Source organism: Mesorhizobium sp. WSM4884 (genome assembly GCF_029625675.1).
Lineage (GTDB): Bacteria > Pseudomonadota > Alphaproteobacteria > Rhizobiales > Rhizobiaceae > Mesorhizobium.
This window is the reverse complement of sequence record NZ_JARTVO010000020.1, coordinates 19,334-42,600: the sequence shown is the minus strand read 5'-3', so window position 1 is coordinate 42,600 and position 23,267 is coordinate 19,334. Positions and strand designations below refer to the sequence as shown.

Below are 23,267 nucleotides of genomic sequence, written 5' to 3'. Positions count from 1 at the left end.
GTGTTCCAAAGCCCGAAAAACGGTGCTTATATGCGCGCTTCGCGAGCCTGATAGAGGGGCTTGGAAGAACATCAGGGAGTGCTCAATGAAAAAGACAATGACTTTTGCAGCCGCGTTGCTGGCTGCAAGCGTCCTGGGTGGCATGGCCAATGCAAAGACGCTTGTCTATTGCTCGGAAGCGTCGCCGGCCAATTTTGACCCGGGTACGACGACGGGCGGTAACGACTTCGACGCTTCGTCGCGCACGGTCTATTCGCGCCTCGTCGAGTTCAAGCATGGCGGCACCGAGATCGAGCCGGGCCTTGCCGACAAATGGGAAATCTCCGACGACGGCCTAGTCTATACTTTCCACCTGCATCCGGGCGTGAAGTTCCAGACCACCGACTATTTCAAGCCGACCCGCGACCTCAACGCCGACGACGTCATCTTCTCCTTCGACCGTCAGTTCAACAAGCAGAATCCGTGGAACGGTGACAAATATCTACCGAACCTGACCTGGGACTACTACACCGGCATGGACATGCCGAAATACGTCGCCAAGTGGGAAAAGGTCGACGACCTCACCGTCAAGCTGACGCTGACCGAGCCGAACGCGCCGATGCTGGCCAACCTCGGCATGGATTTCGCCTCGATCGTCTCGAAGGAATATGCCGACCAGCTCGAGAAGGATGGCAAGATGGCCGACTTCTCGACCAAGCCGATCGGCACCGGCCCGTTCCAGTTCGTCGATTATCAGCTGGATTCGGTCATCCGTTATGCGGCGAACCCCGACTACTTCAAGGGCAAGGAGAAGATCGACGATCTCGTCTTCGCCATCACGCCCGACGCGACCGCTCGTACCCAGAAGGTGCTGGCCGGCGAATGCGATATCGCACCCTACCCGAATCCGGCCGACCTCGCCACCATCAAGGCCAACAAGGACGTAACCCTGATGGATCAGGCCGGCCTCAACATCGGCTATATGAGCTACAACACGACGATCCCGCCGCTCGACAAGCCAGAGGTTCGTCATGCGCTCAACCAGGCGATCGACCGGGAAGCCCTGATCAAGGCGCTGTTCCAGGATGCAGGCGCCACGCCGGCCCAGAATTTGATCCCGCCGACCATGTGGTCGTGGAACAAGGACGTGAAGTTCGATTCCTATGATCCGGATGCGGCCAAGAAGGTGTTGGCCGATGCCGGTCTGAAGGAAATCCAGCTCTGGGCCTCCGACCGCGTGCGTCCGTACAACCCGAACTTCCAGCGCGCGGCTGAACTGATCCAGGCCGACTGGGCCAAGGTCGGCGTCAAGGCGGAGATCGTCAACTACGAGTGGACCAAGTATCGCGCGGAGGGCAAGAAGAAGGATCGTCCGGGCGCGTTCCAGGTCGGCTGGACCGGCGACAATGGCGATCCGGACAACTTCTTCGCCACCCTCTTCGCCTGCTCGGCCATCGGCGTCTCGAACTACTCCAGCTGGTGCGACAAGGACTTCGAGGACCTGATCCAGAAGGCCAAGAAGACCAGCGACCAGGGTGAGCGCGCCAAGCTGTACGAACAGGCGCAGGTGATCTTCCAAAAGCAGGCCCCCGCCTTCCTGCTGGCCCACAGCCAGGTCTACTCGATCGTTCGCAACAACGTCAGCGGCTACAAGATGGACCCGCTCGGCATTCATCGCTTCGACGGCGTTGACAAGGCCGAGTAATATTGCGAACGGGGCGGCGCAATTTTAGCGCCGCCCCATTCCATTCGACGATGCTCCGATATCTTCTCAACAAAATAGCACTTCTGATCCCGACCCTGGTCGGCATCACCATCTGCGCCTTCGCCTTCGTCCGGCTGCTGCCCGGCGATCCGATACTGGCCATGGCCGGTGAGCATGGCGTGTCGCCGGCGCGCTACGAAGAGCTCAAGGAACAGTTCGGCTATAACCTGCCGATCTGGGAGCAGTACGCGCGTTATGTCGGCGAGGTCGCCACCGGCGATTTCGGCGTTTCTATTTCATCCAAGCGCCCGGTAATGGAAGAGTTCAAGACGCTCTTCCCTGCGACGTTGGAACTCTCCTTCTTCGCCATGATCTTCGCCATGGTGATCGGCATCCCGGCCGGCATATTCGCCGCCGTCAAGCGCGGTTCCTGGTTCGACCAGTCGCTGATGGGCACAGCCCTCGTCGGCTATTCCATGCCGATCTTTTGGTGGGGCCTGCTGCTCATCATCTTCTTTTCCGGTTATCTCGGCTGGACGCCGGTGTCGGGCCGCATCGGCCTGCAATTCTTCCTGAAGCCGATCACCGGCTTCATGACCATCGACAGCATCCTCCACGGTAAGTGGGATGCGTTTCGTTCGGCACTCAGCCATCTCGTCCTGCCCGCGATCGTGCTCGGCACCATTCCGCTGGCGGTGATCGCTCGCCAGACGCGCTCGGCCATGCTCGAGGTGCTGGGCGAGGACTATGTCCGTACCGCTCGCGCCAAGGGGCTTTCGGCCGCCCGCGTCATCGGCGTGCACGCTTTGCGCAACGCGCTGATCCCGGTCGTCACCACCATCGGCCTGCAGGTCGGCACGCTGCTTGCCGGCGCCATTCTCACCGAAACCATCTTTGCCTGGCCGGGCATCGGCAAGTGGATGGTCGATTCCATCTTCAAGCGCGACTATGTCGTCGTGCAGTCAGGTCTGCTTTTGATCGCCCTCATCGTCATGGCCGTGAACCTCGTCGTCGACGTGCTCTATGCCGTCATCAACCCGCGCATCAGGGCGGCGTGATGAGTCAGTCGACCGAAATCGCCCCAATGGCCGCCGGCAGCCCGGACCGACTGACCGGCTTCAAGACCTTCTGGCACTATTTCTCGGTCAATCGCGGCGCTGTCATCGGCCTCTTCGTCTTCATCCTGTTGGTGCTGGCAGCACTCTTCGCGCCGCTTCTCGCGCCCTATGCGCCCGACATCCAGGACAAGACCGCGTTCCTCAGGCCTCCGGCCTGGCAGACGGGTGGCAGCACCCAATATCTGCTTGGCACCGATCCGGTCGGCCGAGACATCCTTTCGCGCCTGCTTTACGGCGCGCGCTTCTCGCTGCTGATCGGCGCGGTCGTGGTCACGCTGGCTCTCACCGGTGGTATCACGCTTGGCCTGCTCGCCGGCTATTTCCGCGGCTGGGTCGACGTCGCGATCATGCGCGTCATGGACCTCATTCTGGCGTTCCCGTCGCTGTTACTAGCGCTGGTGCTGGTCACCATCCTCGGCCCAGGCCTGTTCAATGCCATGCTGGCAATCTCGCTCGTCCTGCAGCCGCATTTCGCCCGGCTGGTGCGCGCGGCGGTAATGGCCGAGAAGAGCCGCGAATATGTCGTCGCCGCCAAGGTCGCCGGCGCCGGCCATCTGCGGCTGATGCTTCGCACGATCCTGCCCAATTGCTTGGCGCCGCTGATCGTCCAGGGCACGCTGTCATTCTCCAACGCTATCCTCGAAGCGGCCGCCCTCGGCTTCCTCGGCCTTGGCGCGCAGCCGCCGACGCCTGAATGGGGTACGATGCTCGCCTCGGCGCGCGAGTTCATCCTGCGCGCTTGGTGGGTGGTGACCTTCCCCGGTCTTGCCATCCTCATCACCGTGCTCGCCATCAACCTGATCGGCGACGGCCTGCGCGACGCGCTCGATCCGAAGCTCAGGAGGTCGTGATGGCATTGCTCGACATCCATAACCTCGTCGTCGAATTCCAGACTGCTTCGGGCCCGTTCCGCGCCGTCGACGGCGTTTCGCTCCATGTCGACGAGCGCGAGGTGCTTGCCATCGTCGGCGAATCCGGCTCAGGCAAGTCGGTGTCCATGCTGGCGGTGATGGGCCTTCTGCCGTGGACGGCCACCGTCACCGCCGACCGCATGACCTTCAACGGCCGCGATCTGCTCAAGATCAATCCGGCCGAGCGCCGCAAGATCATCGGCAAGGATATTGCCATGATCTTCCAGGAACCGATCGCCAGCCTCAATCCCTGCTTTACCGTCGGCTTCCAGATCGAGGAAGTGCTGCGCTTCCATCTCGGAATGGACCGCGCGCAGCGCCGGGCGCGCGCCATAGAGCTGTTGAAGCAGGTCGGCATTCCCGAGCCGGCAGAGCGGCTCAATTCCTTCCCGCATCAGATGTCGGGCGGCCAGTGCCAGCGCGTCATGATCGCGATGGCGATCGCCTGTAATCCGAAGCTCTTGATCGCCGACGAGCCGACCACCGCACTCGACGTCACCATCCAGAAGCAGATCCTCGATCTGCTCGTCTCGCTGCAGGCCAAATACGGCATGGGCCTGATCATGATCACCCACAATATGGGCGTGGTCGCCGAGACCGCCGATCGCGTCATCGTCCAGTACAAGGGCCGCAAGATGGAAGAGGCCGGCGTGTTGTCGCTCTTTGAATCGCCGAAGAGCAACTACACGCGCGCGCTGCTGTCGGCGCTGCCCGAGAACGCCGTCGGCGACCGGCTGCCGACCGTCTCCGACATGCTGTTCGAGCCGGCCCCCTCGGAAGCCGCTTCATGAGCACCAAAGTCGTCGAAGGCAAGAACATCAAACGCGACTATCATGTCGGCGGTGGCTTGTTCCGCCCCGCGCGCACCGTGCATGCGGTCAAAGGCGTCTCCTTCAGCGTCGAGAAGGGCAAGACGCTGGCAATCGTCGGCGAGTCCGGCTGCGGCAAGTCCACGCTCGCCCGCATCATCACTCTGATCGATCCGGCGACGGCCGGCGAGCTGCTCATCGACGGCAACAAGGTCGACATCGCCAGGGACGGACTGACCAAGGAGATGCGCCGCAAGGTGCAGATCGTCTTCCAGAACCCATATGGCTCGCTCAACCCGCGCCAGAAGATCGGCGACGTGCTCGGCGAGCCGCTCTTGATCAACACCGACAAGCCGGCCGAGGAACGCCGCGATCTTGCGATGAAGATGCTGAAGAAGGTCGGTCTCGGCCCGGAGCACTACAACCGCTATCCGCACATGTTCTCCGGCGGCCAGCGCCAGCGCATCGCGATCGCCCGCGCGCTGATGCTGAACCCGAGCCTGCTGGTGCTGGACGAGCCGGTCTCCGCGCTCGACCTTTCGGTGCAGGCGCAGGTGCTAAACCTCCTCGCCGACCTGCAGGACGAGTTCAAGCTGACCTACGTCTTCATCAGCCACGACCTGTCGGTGGTGCGCTACATCGCCGACGACGTGATGGTGATGTATTTCGGCGAAGCGGTCGAATACGGCTCGCGCGACGAGGTCTTCTCGGACCCCAAGCACAGCTACACCAAGACGCTCTTCGCCGCGACGCCGCGCGCCGACGTGGCTAGTATCAAGGCGCGGCTGGCGAAGAAGAAGGCGGCCTAGGCCTAGGAGATCGTCATCCTAGGGCGGAGCGACGCGAAGCGTCGCGCAGACCCTAGGATCCATTCCGTTTCCTCAGCCGAATAGTGCCGCGGAGCAGAATTCTGCACCGTTGCGACGCTCGTATGTCACGGAATGGATCCTCGGGTCTGCGCCGCGTCGCTTCGCTCCTTGCTTCGCCCGTGGATGACGAAGCGGAGCTTGCTACGCACCACTTCCCCCAAGAACGCTCGGTTGTTTCACGACAACTTCCCAATGATCGCCCGCAGCGCCTCGCCGAAGCGATGCACCTCCTCCACCGTGTTGTAGTGCACCAGTGAGGCGCGGATGGCGCCGCTGTCCATCGACAGGTTGAGCCGCTTCATCAGCCGTGGCGCGTACATGTGCCCGTCGCGGATGCCGATCTGCATGGCGGCCATCTCCTCGACGATCCTTTGCGGCGACAGCGTGCCGATGTTGAAGCAGAAGGTCGGCACACGCTCGTTGATGCGTGCTTCGTCGGCGACGCCGTAGATGGTCGCGCCGCAATCCTTCAGCACCTTCAGCATCTCGCGCGCCAGCATCAGCTCGTAGCCGCGGATGGCGTTCATGCCCGCGACGATGTTGTCGCGGCGCGAGCGGTTGTTCTGGGCTAGGAAATTGCGGCCGACCGATTCCAGATAGCGCACCGCCGCGTCCATGCCCGACACGTTCTCGTAGATGAAGGTGCCCGCCTCGACCTTGTAGGGCGGCTCGTCCGGAATGAAATCCTCGCGGAAGGTCGGCAGCCGCTTTAGCGTTTCGAAGCGGCCCCAGAGGAAGCCCATATGCGGCGAGAAATTCTTGTAGCCGGAGCAGACGAGGTAATCGCAGTCCCAGGCCTGCACGTCGATCAATCCGTGCGGTCCGTAATGCACGCAGTCGAGGAAGATTTCGCCGCCGGCCGCATGCGCGATCCTCGCCACCGAGGCGACGTCGACGATCGAGCCGATCGAATGCGCCGTCACCGTGCAGGCGACCAGCCGGGTACGCTCCGAGACCAGCGGCTTGAGGTCGTCGACATGGAGATTGCCGTCCTCGCGCATGCGCCACCATCTGAACTTGGCGCCGGCCTGCTCCAGCGCCAGCCAGGTGGCGATGTTGGCGTCATGGTCCATGTCGGTGACGACGATCTCGTCCCGTCCCCCATCTGTGTCTTTGGCAAGCATCTGGCCGATGCCGAGGCTGACCAGGCGGATGAACGAGGTGGCGTTCATGCCGAAGCAGATTTCGGATGGGCTGTAGGCGTTGATCAAAAGCGCAACGCTTTCGCGGGCGTCGGCGACCGACTGATCGACGGTGACGCTGCGGCCATAGCGGCCGCCGCGCTGGACGTTGTGCCCGACCAGATGGTTGGTCACGGCGTCGAGCACGCTTTGCGGGATCTGCGCGCCGGCGGCGTTGTCCATGAAGATGAAATCGCCGGCCTGCTTCAGCGCAGGGAACATGGCGCGGATCTTGTCGACCGGGAACGAAGCGGCCCCATCATGCACTTTCGAATTCGGCGCTTTCGAAACATGGTGCTGGTTCACGGGGAGTCTCCTTCAGTTCATCAAGGTCATTCGAGGGGAGGTTAGTGCGCACCGGACTGGGCCTTGCCGCGCTCTTCGAGGTAGCCGACCAGCCGCACCAGCGGCCACAGGAAGGCGAGGTAGATGATCGCGGCGCCGATCAGCGGCGTCGGGTTGGCCATCAGCGCCTGCGCATCGGTCGCCTGCTTCAAAAGGTCGGGCATCGCCACGACAGAGGCGAGCGCGGTGTCCTTGAACACCGAGACGCAGTTGCTGGTGAGCGGCGGAATGACGACGCGGATCGCCTGCGGCAGGATCACCTTGCGCATGGCGACCCAGAAGGGCAGGCCGAGTGCCGCGGCCGCCTCGAACTGGCCTTTCGGGATGTTCTGGATGCCGGCGCGGCAGACTTCCGCGGTGAAGGCCGCGAGCACCAGCGACAGCGCAAGCGCAGCCGACACGAAGGACGAGAGCCGGATGCCGATGAAGGGCAGGGCGTAGTAGATCAGGATCAGCACCACCAGGATCGGCAGCGCGCGGAACATGTCGATATAGAGCGTCGCCAGCCGCCTGAGCGGCCTCGGGGCATAGAGCCGCACCAGGCAGATCGCCAGCCCGGCAATGGTGCCGAAGACGATCGCGGCGCAGCCGAGCAGGATGGTGTTGCCGAGCCCGCGAATGAGGATCGGAAAGGATCGGACCAGGATGCCCCAGTTGAAGAAGGTATCGATCAGTTCCATCGGCGCTCACCGTCAGACAAGGCCCGCCATATTCGGCAAAGACCCGAATTGTCGAAGCGAGAGCGCCAGCTCTTGCCGCCGCTCTCGTCGAATATCGTGATTAGCCGGCTTATTGCGGGATCGGGCCTGGCGTAACGGTGCTGGTGCCGGCCTCCGGATCGACGCCGAACCACTTCTTGTGGATTGCGGCCATCGTGCCGTCCTTCTTCATTTCGCTGATGGCGTCGTTGACTTTTTCCAGAAGCGGATGGCCCTTCTTGGTCATCATCGCGAAACGCTCGCCGGTCGGGATGCGCACCAGGATCTTCAGCGCCGGCATCTGCTTGATGGCGAACAGGAAGCCGGCAAGCTCGCCGGCGCCGCCGTCGATGCGGCCGTTCTGCACGTCGAGCAAAAGGTCCTGCTGGGCATTGTAGCTCTTGGTCTCGGCGACGCCGAGCTTGGCGGCGTTTTCCTTCATGTACGCCTCGCCGGTGGAGCCGGCGATGACGCCGATGGTCTTGCCCTTGAGGTCGTCGAGCGACTTGATGGTGGAATCCGCCTTGCCGACGATGGTGCCGTCGCTGTCGTAATAGGCTTGCGTGAAGCCCTGGTTCTGCAGCCGCTCCTTGGTCACCGAGATCGAGGAGACGGCAAAGTCGATGCGGCCCGAAGCGGTTGCCGCAAACAGCGCCTGGAAGCCGAGATCCTGGAATTCGACCTCCGCGCCGATCCGCTTGGCGACATCGTTGGCGACGTCGATCTCGAAACCTTCGAAGCCGCCGGAATCGGTCTTGTATTCCCATGGCGGGTTGGCCGGGTAGGCGCCAACCATGATCTTGTCGGCAAAGGCAGGTGCCGCGAAGGCGACGCCTGCGGCGATAATCACCCCAATCAGTCCTAGACGTTTCAACATCTTGCTTCCCTCTGGTTCGATTACTCATCCGCCCCTTTCGGCGCCCAAACTCCCGGGCGCCGCAGGCGAGGCGGTGCCTGAATTCAGGATGCGCGGCGCCGCCGCGAACCGTGCTCATCGAGCCGCGCGACCAGCGCTTCGATCGCCGCCTCCATCGTGACCATGCCCGGCGACAGCCTCAGCGTCGTGCCGCGCGCGTCGCAGTAAAGCCGCTCCTTACGCAGCGAAGCGACGATCTTTGCCGGCTCGACGCCCTGCGGCAGGCCGAGCATGACGCTGCCGCCGCGCTCGCGAGCATCGAGCGGCGAACGGACCGCCCAGCCATTCTCCAGCGCGGCGTCGATGATGCGCTCGACGAGCGCGGCATTCTGCGCGCGGATCGTATCGATGCCGGTCTTCTCCACCCATTCCAGCCCGGGCAGCGAGGCCACGCTTGCGAGGATCGCCGGCGTGCCGTGGTCGAAGCGGCGCGCATCGTCGGCATAGGTGAAGGCGTCGAGATCCCAGGAGAACGGGTTCGGCTGGCTGAACCAGCCGCGCAGCTCCGGCCGACAGGTCGCGAGCAGGTCGGGGGTGACTTGCAGGATGCCGGCGCCGGAGGAACCGCACAGCCATTTCAGCGATGTCGAGACGACGAAATCGACCGGCGTCGCTGCCACGGAAAACGGCGCGACGCCGATGCCTTGCGTGACGTCGACGCCGACGATGCTGCCCATGGCGCGGCCATGCGCGGCGAGCCGCCCGACATCGCAGCGGTGAGAGGCCGTCGAGGTCACAAAGGTGATGAGCGCAAGCCCAACATCCGCCTGCCAACGGGCGATGAAATCCTCATCGCGAACCCAGCTTTCGCCCGGCCGCAGCGGCACCGTGTCGAGCGTGAAGCCGAAGCGCTCGGCGAGGCCGGCGAGCAGGAAATGCAGGCTCGGAAAACAGTCGCCGGCAACCAGCAGCCGCGTTCCCTTCAGACGCTCGGCCGGCAGGCCGCCGATCAGGCTGTAGAGCGCGGCGGTGACATTTTCCGCGGTGGTGAGCGTGCCCTGCGGCGCCTCGATCAGCCGCGTCCAGGCATCGATGAAGCGCTGCCGCGCGGCAAGCGCGGCCGGCCATTGGCCATCATCCTCCGCCGACCAGATGTTGGAAAACTCCGTCAGCGCGGCGGCCATCCGCTCGGCCTTGCCGGGGAAAGTGCCGATCGAATGGTAGAGAAAATAGCCGGACATTTGCTGTCTCTCGCTCCCTTGTGATCATGTGATCACAAAACCGAAGAGGGATCAATCGCCGCGGTCAGGAAAGACCGGTTGATGGCTGAAAATCATGCGATTGCTTTGGTCCAGACAGGGCCGCGATGGGTTTTGCAGGCCTTTCGATCACCTGACAATTGGCAGGTCAGGAAGCCTTGCCGAAGGCGGCGAAATCCACCGCACGGGGCTCGGGCACATCCGGGCAGATCGTGCGCAGGGTCTGTTGCGTCGCGGTGATGTCGGCCACCACTTCGTCGCGGGCTCGCGCGAAATCCTTGTCCTTCAGCGCAGCGATGATCGCGACGTGACGGCCCGAGGGTTCCATCGTGCCGGCGCGCATCAGCGGCGCGACATGGTTGGACAATAGCCGCATGTAAGGGCCGAAGCGCAGCCACAGCGTCTCGATCAGCTGGAATAGAACGTCGGAGCCGGAGGCGCGATAGATGGTGAAATGGAATTGCTGGTTCTTGGCGATCAGCTCGTAGATGCTGCCGTCGCGGCCGATCGCCTGCTGCTCGTCGGTGACCCTCTGCAGGGTGGCGATCTCGGCTGCGGTCAGGCGCGGCGCGCCAAGCTCGGCGGCGAGCCCCTCGACGGCGAGGCGGGCCCGGCAGAGGTCGTCGAGCCGCGCCCGCGTCACCACCGGCACGCAGGCCGAGCCGTTTTGCGAAATTTCCAGCGCATTCTCGGCAGCCAGCCGCCGCAACGCCTCGCGTACCGGCATGTTCGACGTGCCGAAAGCCTCGGCCAGCGAGGCGATGGTCAGCACCTGCCCGGGATCGAAGCTGCCGACCATCAAGGCATGGCGAAGCTGCTGATAGACGCCATCCTGGACGGTGATGCGTCCCGATACCGGTTCGAAGCCCAGAGCCACGCTTTTGCTTTCCTCCGATAATGCCTATGTGCGAAGACACATAAGCGGCCCACCGAAGCGGGTATGATCATCTGATCACAAATTGTGACGGGAGCCAAGCGGCTGCGAAATGCCCCCGGGCGATATGTCAAGGAACCGAACAGCATTTTGCTTGAGAAGTTGGCGCCGCCCCTCATTACCCTGCCGGGCATTTCTCCCCGTTACGGGAGAAAGAGGCTGGCCGCGACGCCAGCGTCTTTCCTGCAACCACGGAGATTGGCGAAACCGGCGATGACAGCGCCCTTCTCCCCGTTCACGGGGAGAAGGTGCCGGCAGGCGGATGAGGGGCAGCGCAAGCGTCGAAAATTGGCCGACTGAGAAACTGAGGTCCGGGCGTAGCTGTCGTTGAGGGAGCTAACCCAAGCCAAGCCGAAATCACTCCGGAATGACCGCCGTAGCCTGTATCTCGACCTTCGCCCGATCTTCGACCAGCGCCATCACCTGCATGGCGGCCATCGCCGGGAAATGCCGGCCGATGACGGCGCGGTAGGCTTCGCCGGTCCCCTTGAGGTTGGCGAGATATTCGGCCTTGTCGGTGAAATACCAGGTCATCGAGGTGATGTGCCGCGGCTCTCCGCCCGCCTCGGCCAGCACCGCGACGATGTTGGCGAGCGTCTGGCGCACCTGGCCGACGAAGTCGTCGGTTTCGAAACGGCATTCGGCATTCCAGCCGACCTGGCCGCCGACAAAGACAAGCCGGCCACGTGCGGCCACGCCATTGGCATAGCCGATCGGTTTGGCCCAGCCTTTCGGCTGCAGGATGGTGTGCATGGTCTAGCCTCCCCCTATTTCAGATGCGGTTGGCAAAGGTTTCACGCCGCACCCATCACCTGCCTGGCGATCACCACCTTCTGCACGTCCGATGCTCCCTCATAGATGCGCAGCGCCCGGATCTCGCGATAGAGTCTCTCGACGATGTGGCCCTTGCGCACGCCGTCGCCGCCATGCAGCTGCACCGCCTTGTCGATCACCTCCTGCGCCTTGTCGGTGGCGAAGAGCTTCGCCATCGCCGCCTCGCGTGTGACGCGCGCGGCGCCCATGTCCTTGGTCCAGGCGGCGCGATAGATGAGCAGGGCGGCGGCGTCGACATCCAGCGCCATGTCGGCGATGTGGCCCTGCACCATCTGCAGCTCTGCCATCGGCGCGCCGAACAGTTTTCGTTCGGCGGCCCGCTTGACGCTTTCGTCCAGCGCTCGGCGGGCGAAGCCGAGAGCCGCGGCGCCTACCGTCGAGCGGAACACGTCGAGCACCGACATGGCGATGCGGAAACCATCGCCAGGCTTGCCGATCATGGCGGACGTCGGAACGCGCACATTGTCGAACGAAAGCCGCGCCAGTGGATGCGGGGCAATCACTTCCAGCCGTTCGGCAACGCCGAGGCCCTTCGTGTTGGCGGGCACGACGAAAGCGGAAATCCCCTTGGCGCCCGGCGCCTCGCCGGTGCGGGCAAAGACAGTATAGACGTCGGCGATGCCGCCATTGGAGATCCAGGTTTTTTCGCCGGAAAGGACGTAGTTGTCCCCGTCGAGAACGGCCGTCATTTCCATGTTGGCGACGTCCGAACCGGATCGCGGCTCCGACAGCGCGAAGGCAGAGATCGACTCGCCGGCCCGCGTCTTTTCCAGCCAGCGCTGCTGGTCCGGCGTGCCGAAGAGCGAGATCGCACCGGTGCCCAGCCCCTGCATGGCAAAGGCGAAATCGGCGAGGCCATCGTGGCGCGCCAGGGTTTCGCGCGTGACGCAGAGCGCGCGCACATCGAGCGGCCCCGGTTTGCCTGGATCGATTGCCGTCGGCGTCAGCCAGCCGTCACTGCCGAGTTTAGCGACGAGTTCGCGGCAGGCGGCGTCGACATCGTGGTGGTCGAGAGGCAGGTTTTTTGCGCACCAGGCTTCGAGGGTTTCGGCAAGCGCGCGATGGCGATCTTCGAAGAAGGGCCAGTTAAGGAAGGAGCGGTCAGGCATGGAGAAAGTCTCCTGTGTCGCGTTCCTTCGCACCCCCCTCTGGCCTGCCGGACATCTCCCCCGCAAGGGGGGAGATTAGCAGTTCCATCGGCGGCGCACTTTCCGCCACGTTGATGATTGGCGAAAGCAGTCGCGACATCTGATCTCCCCCCTTGCGGGGGAGATGGCCGGCAGGCCAGAGGGGGGTGCCTTGGCAAAAACCGAACATCCTCAATTCCCCTCGAACACAGGCTTCTCTTTCGCCACGAACGCCTTGTACGCCCGCTCGAAATCGCCGGTCTGCATGCAGATCGCCTGCGCCTGCGCTTCCGCCTCGATCGCTTGATCGAGGCCCATCGACCATTCCTGGTTGAGCTGCGTCTTGGTGATGCCATGCGCGAAGGTAGGGCCGGAGACGATGCGCGCCGCCATGTCGAGCGCGTCCGCCTCGAGTGTGGCCGCATCGACAAGGCGGTTGTAGAACCCCCAGCGCTCGCCTTCGGCAGCGCTCATGGTGCGGCCTGTATAAAGCAGCTCGGCCGCGCGGCCCTGGCCGATGATGCGCGGCAGGATCGCGCAGGCGCCCATGTCGCAGCCGGCAAGCCCGACGCGGGTGAACAGGAAGGCGGTCTTTGCCTCAGGTGTCGCGATGCGGATATCGGAAGCCATGGCGATGATGGCGCCGGCGCCGACCGCCACGCCGTCGACTGCCGAGATGATCGGCTTGCCGCAGTTGAGCATCGCCTTGGCGAAATCGCCGGTCATGCGCGTGAAGGCGAGCAGCGCCTTCATGTCCATTTTGACCAGCGGGCCGATGATGTCGTGGACATCGCCGCCCGAGCAGAAATTGCCGCCATTGGGCAGGAACACCACGGCATCGACATCGTCGGCATAGACGAGCTCGCGAAACGTGTCGCGCAGCTCGGCATAGCTGTCGAAGGTCAGCGGGTTCTTGCGCTCCGGACGATCGAGCCTGATCCTTGCGACCCGGCCTTCGACGTCCCAGAGGAAGTGCTTCGGCTTGAGCTTGGCCATGGCGCTCATTCGCGTTCCTCCCAATTGCTGCGGAACGATTTCAGCATGCCGGTCAGGCTTCGCGCCTCGTCCTCGCTGACAGTGCCGAGCAGCTCGCCGACCCAGCTCTCATGCGCGGCGGCGATTGCCGCGAAAGACTTCGAGCCTGCCTCGGTCAGCCGCACCATCGACGTGCGGCGATCGCCGTTGCGGCGCGCCCGCGTCACCAGGCCTTCGGAGACAAGCCGGTCGACGATGCCGGTAACGTTGCCGTTCGAGACCAGAAGGAAGCGCGACAGGTCGCTCATCAGCATGCCTTCCGGCGACCGGTAGAGTGCCGCCATCACGTCGAAGCGCGGCAGCGTGGTGTCGAATTCCTTCTTCAGCCGCTCGCGCAGCTCGGCCTCGATGGTGCGCGAGGCGCGCAGCAGGCGTATCCATAGGCGCAGCCTGTCTTTACCCGGCCCGGTAGACGTCGGTCCCGCTACCATGTCTCGCCTCCCGAGACCGAGATCGCCTGTCCGGTGATCGATCGCGCCGCGTCGCTGCACAGCCACAGCACGGCTTCGGCGACTTCCTCGGGCTGGATGAAATGCCCTTGCGGGTTCGTCGCGGCAAGGCTCGCGCGCGCCTCGTCGACGGAGCGTCCGGTCCTTTCGACGATGCGCTGGATGGATTCTTCCAGCATGTCCGTCTCGATGAAGCCGGGGCAGACGGCATTCACGGTGACGCCCGACTTGGCGGTCTCAGCGGCCAAGGCCCTCATCAATCCTACGACGCCGTGCTTAGCCGCCACATAGGGCGCGACATAGGCGTAGCCCTTCAGGCCCGCGGTCGAGGCGACAAAGACGATGCGGCCCGTCTTCCGCGCCAGCATGCCGGCAAGCGCCGGCTTCACCGTCAGGAAGGCTCCCGTAAGATTGACGTCGAGCGTGCGCTGCCAGTCGGTCAGCGATGTCTTGTGCGCCGGCGCGCTGCCTGCCATGCCAGCATTGGCGACGACGATGTCGAACGGTCCGCGAGCGGCTTGCGCCTTCTCGTAGAGCACCGTTATTTCGGCTTCGTCGGTGACATCGGCGGCGATGCCGGAGATGCGGTCGTTCTGCTTCGCGACTTCCGCGAGTGCTTCTTCGCGCCGGCCGCAGATGGTGACGTCAACGCCCGCTTCCGCCAGCGCCAGCGCGATGGCGCGGCCGACGCCGGAACCGCCGCCGGTGACGAGGGCATGCCTGCCGGCGATTGCCGCAGCCGCGGTCATACCTTCAGCCCCGCCGCTGCTTCGCGTTCGGCCAGGCGATAGATCTGGTCGCGCCCGCGCAGATAGGGATCCGGCCATTTGACGCCACGGTCGCCGAGGGTCACCGCCGCATGCAACGTCCAATAGGGATCGGTGAGATGCGGCCTGGCCAGTGCCACCAGGTCGGCGCGGCCGGCCATCAGGATCGAATTGGCGTGGTCGGGCTCATAGATGTTGCCGACCGCCATCGTCGCCATGCCGACCTCGTTGCGGATGCGGTCGGAGAACGGCGTCTGGAACATGCGGCCATAGACAGGCTTGGCAGCGATCGTGGTCTGGCCGGCCGAGACGTCGCAGAGGTCGACGCCTGCATGATGCAGCAACTTTGCGATCTCGACCGCGTCGGCCGGCGTGACGCCCTCGATGCCCACCCAGTCATTGGCGGAGATGCGCATCGAGATCGGCTTCTCGGCCGGCCACGCCGCGCGCACCGCATGGAAGATCTCCAATGGATAGCGCATGCGGTTTTCAAGCGAGCCGCCATAGTCGTCGGTGCGCCTGTTGGTGAGAGGCGTGATGAAAGCGGAGAGCAGATAGCCATGCGCGGCATGGATCTCCAGCATGTCGAAGCCGCAGCGCTCGGCCATCTTAGCCGCAGCGACGAACTGGTCGCGCACGACGTCCATGTCGGCGCGGTCCATCGCCTTCGGCACCTGGTTCTGCGGCGACCATGGCACCGCCGACGGCGCCATGACCGGCCAGTTGCCGGAGGCGAGCGGCTCGTCGGTTCCTTCCCAGCCGAGGCGGGTCGAGCCCTTGGCGCCGGAATGGCCGATCTGGGCGCAGATTTTCGCCTCGGTCTCGGCATGGACGAAATCGACCAGGCGCTTCCAGGCGACCTCGTGCTCCGGCTTGTAGAAGCCGGGGCATCCGGGCGTGATGCGTCCTTCCGGGCTGACGCAGGTCATCTCGATATAAACCAGACCGGCGCCGCCCTTGGCGCGCTCGGCATAGTGGGCGAAATGCCAGTCGGTCGGGCAGCCGTCGACCGCCTTGTACTGCGCCATCGGCGAGACGACGATGCGGTTGGTGAGCGCCATGTCGCGCAGCCTGAACGGCGCGAACATCGGCGCCCGGCGTAAGCTGTTGCCGCCGGCGCCGGCCTTGCGCTGGAACCACTCTTCGGCGCCCGCCAGCCATTCGGCGTCGCGCAGCCGAAGGTTCTCGTGGCTGATGCGCTGCGAGCGGGTGAGCAGCGAATAGTTGAACTGCACCGGATTGAGGCCGAGATAGCGTTCCACCTCCTCGAACCATTCGAGTGAGTTGCGCGCCGCTGATTGCAGCTTCAGCACCTCGGTGCGCCGAGCGTCTTCGTATTTGCGGAAGGCGGCCTCGAGGTCGGGCTCGGACTCGACATAATCCGCGAGCGCTACCGCGCTTTCCAAAGCGAGCTTCGTGCCGGAGCCGATCGAGAAATGGGCGCTCGCCGCGGCATCGCCCATCAGCGCCAGGTTCTTGTGCGACCAGCGCTCGCACAGCACGCGCGGGAAGTTGATCCAGGCCGAACCGCGAATATGGTTGGCGTTGGTCATCAGCGGATGGCCGCCGAGATGTTTTTCGAAGATGCGCTCGCAGACCGCGATCGACTCCTGCTGCGTCATCGCGCCGAAGCCGAAGCGCTCCCACGTTTGCTGACTGCACTCGACGATGAATGTCGCGGTCTCGCTGTCGAACTGGTAGGCATGCGCCCACACCCAGCCATGCTCCGTTTTCTCGAAGATGAAGGTGAAGGCGTCGTCGAATTTCTGCGTCGTGCCGAGCCACACGAACTTGCACTTGCGGGTGTCGATGTCGGGCTTGAAGACGTCGGCGAAGACAGCGCGGGATTTCGAGTTCAACCCGTCCGCGGCGACCACCAGGTCATGCGTTTCCATGAATGGCCTCGGGTCGGAAATCTCCGTCTCGAACATCATCTTGATGCCGAGCTCACGCGCTCGCCGCTGCAGCAGGATCAGGAGCCGCTTGCGGCCGATGCCGCAGAAGCCGTGGCCGGTGGAGACGGTGCGCACGCCGGCATGGATGACGGCGATGTCGTCCCAATAGGCGAAATGCTTCTTGATCCAGACGGCGCTGACCGGGTCGTTCCTGGTCAGGTTCTCCAGCGTCTCGGCCGATAGCACTACACCCCAGCCGAAGGTGTCGTCCGGGCGGTTGCGTTCATAGACCGCCACCTCATGCGCGGCGTCGCGCAATTTCAGCGAGATGGCAAAGTAGAGTCCGGCCGGTCCGCCGCCGAGAACCGCAACCTTCATGTCTTGCGATCTCCTCTTCGCATAGGAGTCGCCGGCGAGGCCGGCGATCCCGATATCCAGTATTGCGCCAGCGATCAATTATTTCAAGCTTGAAGTTTCATAATTGAACAATTGCTCGACGCTCTAGTGGATCCGCTCACTTGGTCGGATCCTTCGGGCTCCACAGCACCGTCTCCGCGCCCTTCTCGTAGGCCATGCCTTGCGGGTAGCTGATCGCTTCGAGCTGCAATCCCCAGGGCGCCTGGAAATAGAGGATGGTTTGGCCGGCCGCCGGCCCTTCCTTGACCGGCAGCGGCCCTAGCCTGGTCTTCACGCCTTTGGCGTCGAGGTAGGTTTTCGCCGCGGCGACGTCGTCGACATAGAAGGCGATGTGGAAGCCGCCGATATCGCTGTTCTTCGGCTGCAGGTTCTTCTGGTCCGGTGCCGTATATTTGAACAACTCGATGTTCGATCCCGTGCCGCAGCGGACCATGGTGATCTCCTCGATCACCGCCTTCGGATCGACGCCGAGCAGGTCCTGCATGAAGGTGCCCTTGTCGTCGGCGAACGGACCGAACGACATCGCCTTCTTGCAGCCGACCACTCCGGTGAAGAAATCGACGGCTTGCTTCATGTCGGGCACGGTGATGCCGGTGTGGTCGTGGCCGCGCATGCCGGGGATCGTGTCGGCCGAAGCCGCTCCCATTGCGCCGAGCAGGATCGCGGCGACCATCGTGCCGCGGGTTGCGTAGTTCATGTCACCCTCCGTTCGCGGGCAGACTTGAAGACGCACATCCGAGGCCCGCTATTCGGCGTGCGGGTAGTCAAGCTCTCCTCACACAGGCGCCTTGGCAGGCGGCCGCAGCCAGTCCGCGTCGATCTCAGGCAGCGGAATGGCGGCGAGCAGGTCGCGCGTGTAGGCCTCCTGCGGATCGTCGAACAGCGCGTCGGTGGCGCTGGCCTCGACGATCCTGCCTTCGCGCATGACGATGACCTGCTGGCAGAGCCGCCGGATCACCGACAGGTCGTGGCTAATGAAGGCGACCGTCAGTCCCATCTCGGCCGCGAGTTTCTCCAGCAGCGTCAGGATCTGCGCTTGCGTCGAGACGTCGAGGCCGGAGACGATCTCGTCGGCCAGCACGAATTTCGGCGACAGCGCCAGCACCCTGGCGATGCCGACGCGCTGGCGCTGGCCGCCGGACAGCTCGTGGCGGTAGCGGCCGGCGAAATTCTGCGGCAGGCCGACACGCTGCAAGGCTTCCGCCACGCGCTCCTTGAGCCTGTCGCCAAGCCCGTTCTGCCTGAGCGGCGCGGCAATGATGTTGAAGATCGTGTGTCGCGGATTGAGCGAGGACATCGGATCCTGGAAGATCATCTGCAGATCGCGGCGAAGCGGCCGGAGTTCGGCTTCCGAAAGATGGCTGATGGCGCGTCCTTCGAAGTTGATGGCCCCCGCGCTCGGCTCGATCAGCCGCACCAGCGCGCGGCCGAGCGTCGACTTGCCCGAACCGGACTCGCCGACGATGCCGGTTACCGATCCCTTGGGCAGGTCGAAGTCCAGTCCCTTGAGGATCTCGGCCAGCGGCGCGCGGCCGATCAGCGGCTTGCGCGTCATGTCGGGCAGCGCCACCTTCAGCCCGCGCACGGAAAACAGCGGCTCAGCCATGGCTGGGCCTCCACGCTTTGTCGGCCGCCGCGATCTCGGCCGTGAGCCCGGCGAGCACCGTCTCGTCCACCTGCTTCAGCGACGCATACGGATCGGTATAGCGCGGCGTTGCCGCGATCAGCGCCCGTGTGTAGGGGTGCTGCGGCGACGCGAAGAGGGCCGCGGTCTCCGCTTCCTCCACAACCTTGCCGGCATAGAGCACCGACACCTTCTGGCTGATCTTGGCGACGACGCCGAGATCATGCGTCACGAACAGGATCGCCGTGCCGTGGTCGCGCTGCAGCTGTGCGATCAGCCGCAGGATCTGCTTCTGCACGGTCACATCCAGCGCTGTCGTCGGCTCATCCGCGACGATCAGCCTGGGTTCAGCGGCAAAGGCGGCAGCGATCAGCACGCGCTGGCGCATGCCGCCGGACAATTCATGCGGATAGCTTTTCAGCACGCGCTCGGGATCGCGGATCTGCACCTCGTCGAGCAGCTGGCGGATGCGTTTGTCCGCCCTCTCGCCGCTCCAGCCGAGGATGCGCACCAACCGGTCCGTCATCTGCGGGCCGATGCGGCGCGAAGGGTTGAGTGCGGTGAGCGGATCCTGCGGGATCAGCGCCGTGCGCGCGCCGATCAGGGTCCGTCGCGCTTTCGCATCGAGGCGGCCGAGATCCTCGCCCTCGATCAGCATCTCGCCTTCGACGATGCGCACGCTCTTCGGCAGGACGCCGAGCACCGCCTTGCCGATCATCGTCTTGCCGGCGCCGCTCTCGCCGACCAGCGCGCGAACCTCGCCGGGCTGGACGGCGAGCGAGACCGAGCGCAGCACGCGCTGGCCGTTCGGAAGCACGGCGCTCAAGCGACGAATATCGAGGCACGGGCTCATCGCAGCACCGGATCGAAGCGCGCCTTCAATCCCTCGCCGAACTGGCTGAAGGAAAGCACGGTGAGGATCAGCGTGACCAGTGGAAACACCAGCACCCACCAGGCCTGGTGGATCGACAGCCGTCCTTCGGCGATAATGCCGCCCCAGGTCGGATCATCGGTCGAGATCGACAAATTGACGAAGGACAGGATCGCCTCGACGATGACGGCGATGCCCATTTCGAGCGACAGCAACACGACCACGGAAGGCACCACGTTGGGCAGCACCTCCCGCAGCATGATGCCGATGCGGCCATAGCCGGCGATGCGCGCGCTTTCAACATAGTCCATGCGCGCCTGGCTCATCGCCTCGGCGCGGATCACCCGGCAGAAGCGCGTCCAATCGATGACTGCAATGGCTATGATGACGGAGCTTAAGCCCGTGCCCAGCACCGCGACCAAGAGGATCGCGAACAGCACAGGCGGGAAGGCCATCCAGACATCGACAACGCGCGAGATGACGCGGTCGGCCCAGCCGCCGAAATAGCCCGCGATCAGCCCGAGCGCCGAGCCGACGATGCAGGCGGCGGACGCTGCGGCAAAGGCGACGATGAAGGCGATACGGCCGCCGAAGATCAGCCGCGACAACAGATCCCGGCCGAGGCTGTCGGTGCCCAGCCAATAGCCGGGCTCGGCGCCGTCCAGCCAGAAGGGCGGCAGGCGCTCCAGCATCAGGTCCTGCGCCAGCGGATCCTGCGGCGCGATCAGCGGCGCGAAGATGGCTGCAAGCAGCGCAAGGAGCAGCCAACCGCCGGCCAGCCACAGCCGCGGACTCAGTCCGCGTCTTGAGATGCGCGCCTCATCCATGGCGCAGCCTCGGATTGAGCAGCGCATACATCATGTCGACGGCAAGGTTGATCAGCACGAAGAGCAGGGCGAAGACCAGTACGATGCCCTGGATCAGCGGCAGGTCGCGGTTGATGACGGCATCGATCGCCATGTTGCCGAGGCCCTCATAGGAGAACAGCCGCTCGACGATGACGGTGCCGCCGATCAGGAAGGTGAATTGCACGCCGACCAGCGTCAGCGTCGGCAGCGCCGCGTTCTTCAGCGCCTCGCGCAGGATGACCTGCGTTTCGGAAAAACCCTTCACCCGCGCCAGCACGACATAGTCGAGATCGAGCACCTCCTTCAGCGACTGTTTCAGGAGCTGCGCGATGATCGCCGCCAACGGGAGAGCCAGGGCAACTGCCGGCATCAGCATGTGCTTCAGCAAATCCCAGGTGAGATCGAAGCGGAGCCTGAGAATGCTTTCGGCAAGATAGAACTGGGTGACGAAGGGCAGGTCGAGCTGCGGCGACACGCGGCCGGAAATGTCGAACACGGGGATGAGCACGCCGAACAGCAGGATCAGCACCAGCCCCCAGAGGAAGTCGGGGATGGAGAGCGTCGCGCCGCTTGCGATATCGATGCCGGCCTCGACCGCGGTGCCGCGCGAGCGGGCGCCGAGGATCGCCGCGCTGACGCCGATCGTAATCGCCATCAGCAGCGCGATGGTTGCAAGTTCGAGCGTCGCCGGTAGCCGGTTGAACACCAGCCCCAGCACGTCCTGGCGCAGCGAGATCGAGGTGCCGAAATCGCCATGCAGCACGCCCGCGAGCCAGATGAAGAACTGCTGCACGATGCTCTTGTCCAGCCCATAGAGCGCGCGCAGCCGCGCGATGTCGTCGTCGCTGGCGCCGGGCGGCAGCATCATGGCGATCGGATCGCCGGGCGCCACGCGGATGACGACGAAGACGACGACGGCGACGCCGAACAGCGTGACCAGCATCGTCACAAGACGAACGAGGAATCTCTGCAGCAGCATGCTTGGCTTGGGCCTAGCGTATTTCAATACCAATTGAGCGAGGCTCCCCTTCATCCGGCCGCTTCGCGGCCACCTTCTCCCCGGTGGGGAGAAGAGGCTGGCTCAGCCGTCGGCGGCCTCTTCTCCCTCGGGGAGAGGTGGCCCGAAGGGCCGGATAAGGGGGCTGCGTCGTTGAAGGAGACACGCTACCGCGCCTCCTCATCTCGATCAGGCAGCCGGGGTCATCAGCGCCGGCAGCAGCGCTCCTGAGACATGCTGCACGACATTGACCTTCTTGGAATGCACGATCGGCTGCGCATATTGCATCAGCGGCAGCACATAGGCCTGCTCGGCGATGTATTTGTCGACGGCCTTCCAGCCGGCGATACGCTTGGCCTCGTCCTTCTCACCCCAAAGCGGGTTGATCTTGTCGATCAGGTCCTGGCTGTCCCACACCGAATGCGGGCTCGGGCCATACATGGCGAAACCGGTCGACGTGGTCGGGTCGCCGATGGCGTTGCCCCAATTGTAGAACGCGGCCGGCGCCAGCTTGTCGGCGGCGCGCAGCTCGTAATGCTTGGCGATCTCGTAGACCTCGATCTTGGCCTCGATGCCCACCTTGCGCCACATGCCGACGATCGCCTGGATCATCTCGTAGTCCTTGGGCTTGAAGCCTTTGGTCGTCTGTATCGTGAACTTGACCGGCTTCTTCGGCGAATAGCCGGAAGCGGCGAGCAGTTCCTTGGCCTTTTCTGGATTGTGCTCGACCTTGATCGACGGATCGAAGGCCGCGTATTCCGGCGTCTCCAGCGTCGCGATCGGCTGGCCGTAGCCGCGCAGCAGCCGCTTGACCAGGAGCTCCTTGTCCACCGCCATCACAGCGGCCTGGCGGACGTTCTTGTCCAGCATCGCCTCGATGTCGTTGAAGAAGATCATGCCGATATCGGAGACGTTCTTGATCGAGCCGGCGAGCCCGTCCTTGGCGATCAGCCGGTCATATTCCTCGTAAGGAATTTCGAGCGTCACCTGCGAGGAACCGGACTCGACCTCCGCGACCCGGCTCGCCGCGTCGGTGACGAACTTGATCGTCACATTCTTGAAGGCCGGCTTGTTGCCCCAGTAATTCGGATTGGCCTTGAGCCGCAGGAAGGCGTTGCGCTCGAACTTGTCGACCATATAGGGCCCGGTGCCGATCGGCGCCTTCTCGAAGCCCCCGGCGCCGACCTTCTCGTAATAGGCCTTCGGCATGATGTAGCCGGTCAGGAACGACATCCACTTGAAATAGACCGGGTCGAACTGCACCACGTCGCCGGTGATCTTGTTGCCGTCGATCTTGAAGTTGTTGACGTTCTTCCAGACGAACTGGATCGGATTGCCGGTCTTCTCGTCGCCCGCGCGCTGCAGCGACCACACGACGTCTTCCGCCGTGAAGGGCGAGCCGTCATGCCATTTCACGCCGTCGCGCACCGTCATCATCACCTGGGTGCGGTCGTCGTTCCAGCCCCATTCGGTGAGCAGGCCGGGCGTGAAGGAGAGGTCCGGCTTTTGCGGAATGAACTGGTCGAACACCGACTGGTAGAGCCCCTGGATGGTCGGGTTCACCGCCGAAGGTCCGGTCGTCGGGTCCCAGGAGGGCAGGTTGACGTTGTAAGCGATCGTCAGCTCGTCCGCCGCCTTCGCTGCCCTCGGCAGGCCGAGCGTGGCGGCGCCGATCGCCGCCGCGCCGTGTCCAAGCAAATCGCGTCTGTTGATGGTCATGGTCGTTCCCCTTGTTGGTT

General features: G+C 64.1%; 22 protein-coding genes. 5 read left to right on the top strand and 17 right to left on the bottom strand.

What is annotated here, in order from left to right:
- Positions 1-85: 85 nt before the first annotated feature.
- The 5 genes from P9236_RS24935 to P9236_RS24915 are packed head-to-tail and all read left to right on the top strand — an operon-like array spanning position 86 to position 5,331.
- On the top strand, positions 86-1,684 hold the full coding sequence (locus P9236_RS24935) for an ABC transporter substrate-binding protein (RefSeq protein WP_278077288.1): 1,599 nt from the start codon (positions 86-88) through the stop codon (positions 1,682-1,684).
- A gap of 50 nt (positions 1,685-1,734) precedes the next feature.
- Positions 1,735-2,742 carry an ABC transporter permease subunit gene (locus P9236_RS24930; protein WP_278077287.1) on the top strand — a complete coding sequence of 336 codons (1,008 nt, stop codon included), beginning with the start codon at positions 1,735-1,737 and terminating at the stop codon, positions 2,740-2,742.
- Between the two features lie 26 nt (positions 2,743-2,768).
- On the top strand, positions 2,769-3,653 hold the full coding sequence (locus P9236_RS24925) for an ABC transporter permease subunit (RefSeq protein WP_278077346.1): 885 nt from the start codon (positions 2,769-2,771) through the stop codon (positions 3,651-3,653).
- On the top strand, positions 3,653-4,504 hold the full coding sequence (locus P9236_RS24920) for an ABC transporter ATP-binding protein (RefSeq protein WP_278077285.1): 852 nt from the start codon (positions 3,653-3,655) through the stop codon (positions 4,502-4,504). The genes P9236_RS24925 and P9236_RS24920 overlap by 1 nt, the downstream gene beginning before the upstream one ends.
- On the top strand, positions 4,501-5,331 hold the full coding sequence (locus tag P9236_RS24915) for a dipeptide ABC transporter ATP-binding protein (RefSeq protein WP_278077284.1): 831 nt from the start codon (positions 4,501-4,503) through the stop codon (positions 5,329-5,331). Before P9236_RS24920 ends, P9236_RS24915 begins: the two co-directional genes overlap by 4 nt.
- Before the next feature lie 236 nt (positions 5,332-5,567).
- Here the strand turns inward: P9236_RS24915 and P9236_RS24910 are convergent, their stop codons facing one another.
- The 17 genes from P9236_RS24910 to P9236_RS24830 form a co-directional block, all read right to left on the bottom strand.
- Positions 5,568-6,878 (bottom strand): cysteine desulfurase-like protein, encoded by a 1,311-nt coding sequence (locus tag P9236_RS24910; RefSeq protein WP_278077283.1) that lies wholly within the window; start codon positions 6,876-6,878, stop codon positions 5,568-5,570.
- Between the two features lie 41 nt (positions 6,879-6,919).
- The gene (locus tag P9236_RS24905; RefSeq protein ID WP_278077279.1) at positions 6,920-7,597 is read right to left on the bottom strand and encodes an amino acid ABC transporter permease; all 678 of its coding nucleotides are present in this window, start codon (positions 7,595-7,597) and stop codon (positions 6,920-6,922) included.
- Between the two features lie 109 nt (positions 7,598-7,706).
- Positions 7,707-8,492: an ABC transporter substrate-binding protein gene (locus tag P9236_RS24900; protein ID WP_059189761.1), complete on the bottom strand. Its 786-nt coding sequence runs from the start codon at positions 8,490-8,492 to the stop codon at positions 7,707-7,709.
- A gap of 83 nt (positions 8,493-8,575) precedes the next feature.
- Complete coding sequence (locus tag P9236_RS24895) at positions 8,576-9,712, bottom strand: aminotransferase class V-fold PLP-dependent enzyme (protein WP_278077278.1); 1,137 nt, start codon at positions 9,710-9,712, stop codon at positions 8,576-8,578.
- Between the two features lie 166 nt (positions 9,713-9,878).
- The gene (locus P9236_RS24890) at positions 9,879-10,607 is read right to left on the bottom strand and encodes a GntR family transcriptional regulator (protein WP_278077277.1); all 729 of its coding nucleotides are present in this window, start codon (positions 10,605-10,607) and stop codon (positions 9,879-9,881) included.
- Between the two features lie 414 nt (positions 10,608-11,021).
- A complete protein-coding gene (locus P9236_RS24885) occupies positions 11,022-11,417 on the bottom strand; it encodes a RidA family protein (protein ID WP_278077276.1) in 396 nt (131 codons plus the stop codon).
- 41 nt (positions 11,418-11,458) lie between these two features.
- A complete protein-coding gene (locus P9236_RS24880; RefSeq protein ID WP_278077274.1) occupies positions 11,459-12,607 on the bottom strand; it encodes an acyl-CoA dehydrogenase family protein in 1,149 nt (382 codons plus the stop codon).
- A 210-nt stretch (positions 12,608-12,817) separates the two neighbouring features.
- Positions 12,818-13,630: an enoyl-CoA hydratase family protein gene (locus P9236_RS24875; RefSeq protein WP_278077273.1), complete on the bottom strand. Its 813-nt coding sequence runs from the start codon at positions 13,628-13,630 to the stop codon at positions 12,818-12,820.
- Positions 13,627-14,091, bottom strand: coding sequence for a MarR family transcriptional regulator (locus tag P9236_RS24870; protein WP_278077272.1), 465 nt, complete (start codon positions 14,089-14,091; stop codon positions 13,627-13,629). The genes P9236_RS24875 and P9236_RS24870 overlap by 4 nt, the downstream gene beginning before the upstream one ends.
- Positions 14,085-14,858, bottom strand: a complete 774-nt coding sequence (locus P9236_RS24865; RefSeq protein ID WP_278077271.1) for an SDR family NAD(P)-dependent oxidoreductase — start codon at positions 14,856-14,858, stop codon at positions 14,085-14,087. Before P9236_RS24865 ends, P9236_RS24870 begins: the two co-directional genes overlap by 7 nt.
- Positions 14,855-17,149, bottom strand: a complete 2,295-nt coding sequence (locus tag P9236_RS24860; protein ID WP_278077270.1) for a bifunctional salicylyl-CoA 5-hydroxylase/oxidoreductase — start codon at positions 17,147-17,149, stop codon at positions 14,855-14,857. The genes P9236_RS24865 and P9236_RS24860 overlap by 4 nt, the downstream gene beginning before the upstream one ends.
- 136 nt (positions 17,150-17,285) lie before the next feature.
- Positions 17,286-17,885: a VOC family protein gene (locus P9236_RS24855; RefSeq protein WP_278077269.1), complete on the bottom strand. Its 600-nt coding sequence runs from the start codon at positions 17,883-17,885 to the stop codon at positions 17,286-17,288.
- A gap of 78 nt (positions 17,886-17,963) precedes the next feature.
- Positions 17,964-18,794 (bottom strand): ATP-binding cassette domain-containing protein, encoded by an 831-nt coding sequence (locus tag P9236_RS24850; RefSeq protein ID WP_278077268.1) that lies wholly within the window; start codon positions 18,792-18,794, stop codon positions 17,964-17,966.
- The gene (locus tag P9236_RS24845; protein WP_278077267.1) at positions 18,787-19,665 is read right to left on the bottom strand and encodes an ABC transporter ATP-binding protein; all 879 of its coding nucleotides are present in this window, start codon (positions 19,663-19,665) and stop codon (positions 18,787-18,789) included. Before P9236_RS24845 ends, P9236_RS24850 begins: the two co-directional genes overlap by 8 nt.
- Positions 19,662-20,510 (bottom strand): ABC transporter permease, encoded by an 849-nt coding sequence (locus P9236_RS24840; RefSeq protein WP_278077266.1) that lies wholly within the window; start codon positions 20,508-20,510, stop codon positions 19,662-19,664. The genes P9236_RS24845 and P9236_RS24840 overlap by 4 nt, the downstream gene beginning before the upstream one ends.
- Complete coding sequence (locus P9236_RS24835; RefSeq protein WP_278077265.1) at positions 20,503-21,510, bottom strand: ABC transporter permease; 1,008 nt, start codon at positions 21,508-21,510, stop codon at positions 20,503-20,505. The genes P9236_RS24840 and P9236_RS24835 overlap by 8 nt, the downstream gene beginning before the upstream one ends.
- A 207-nt stretch (positions 21,511-21,717) precedes the next feature.
- Positions 21,718-23,247 (bottom strand): ABC transporter substrate-binding protein, encoded by a 1,530-nt coding sequence (locus P9236_RS24830; protein ID WP_278077264.1) that lies wholly within the window; start codon positions 23,245-23,247, stop codon positions 21,718-21,720.
- Positions 23,248-23,267: the final 20 nt, after the last annotated feature.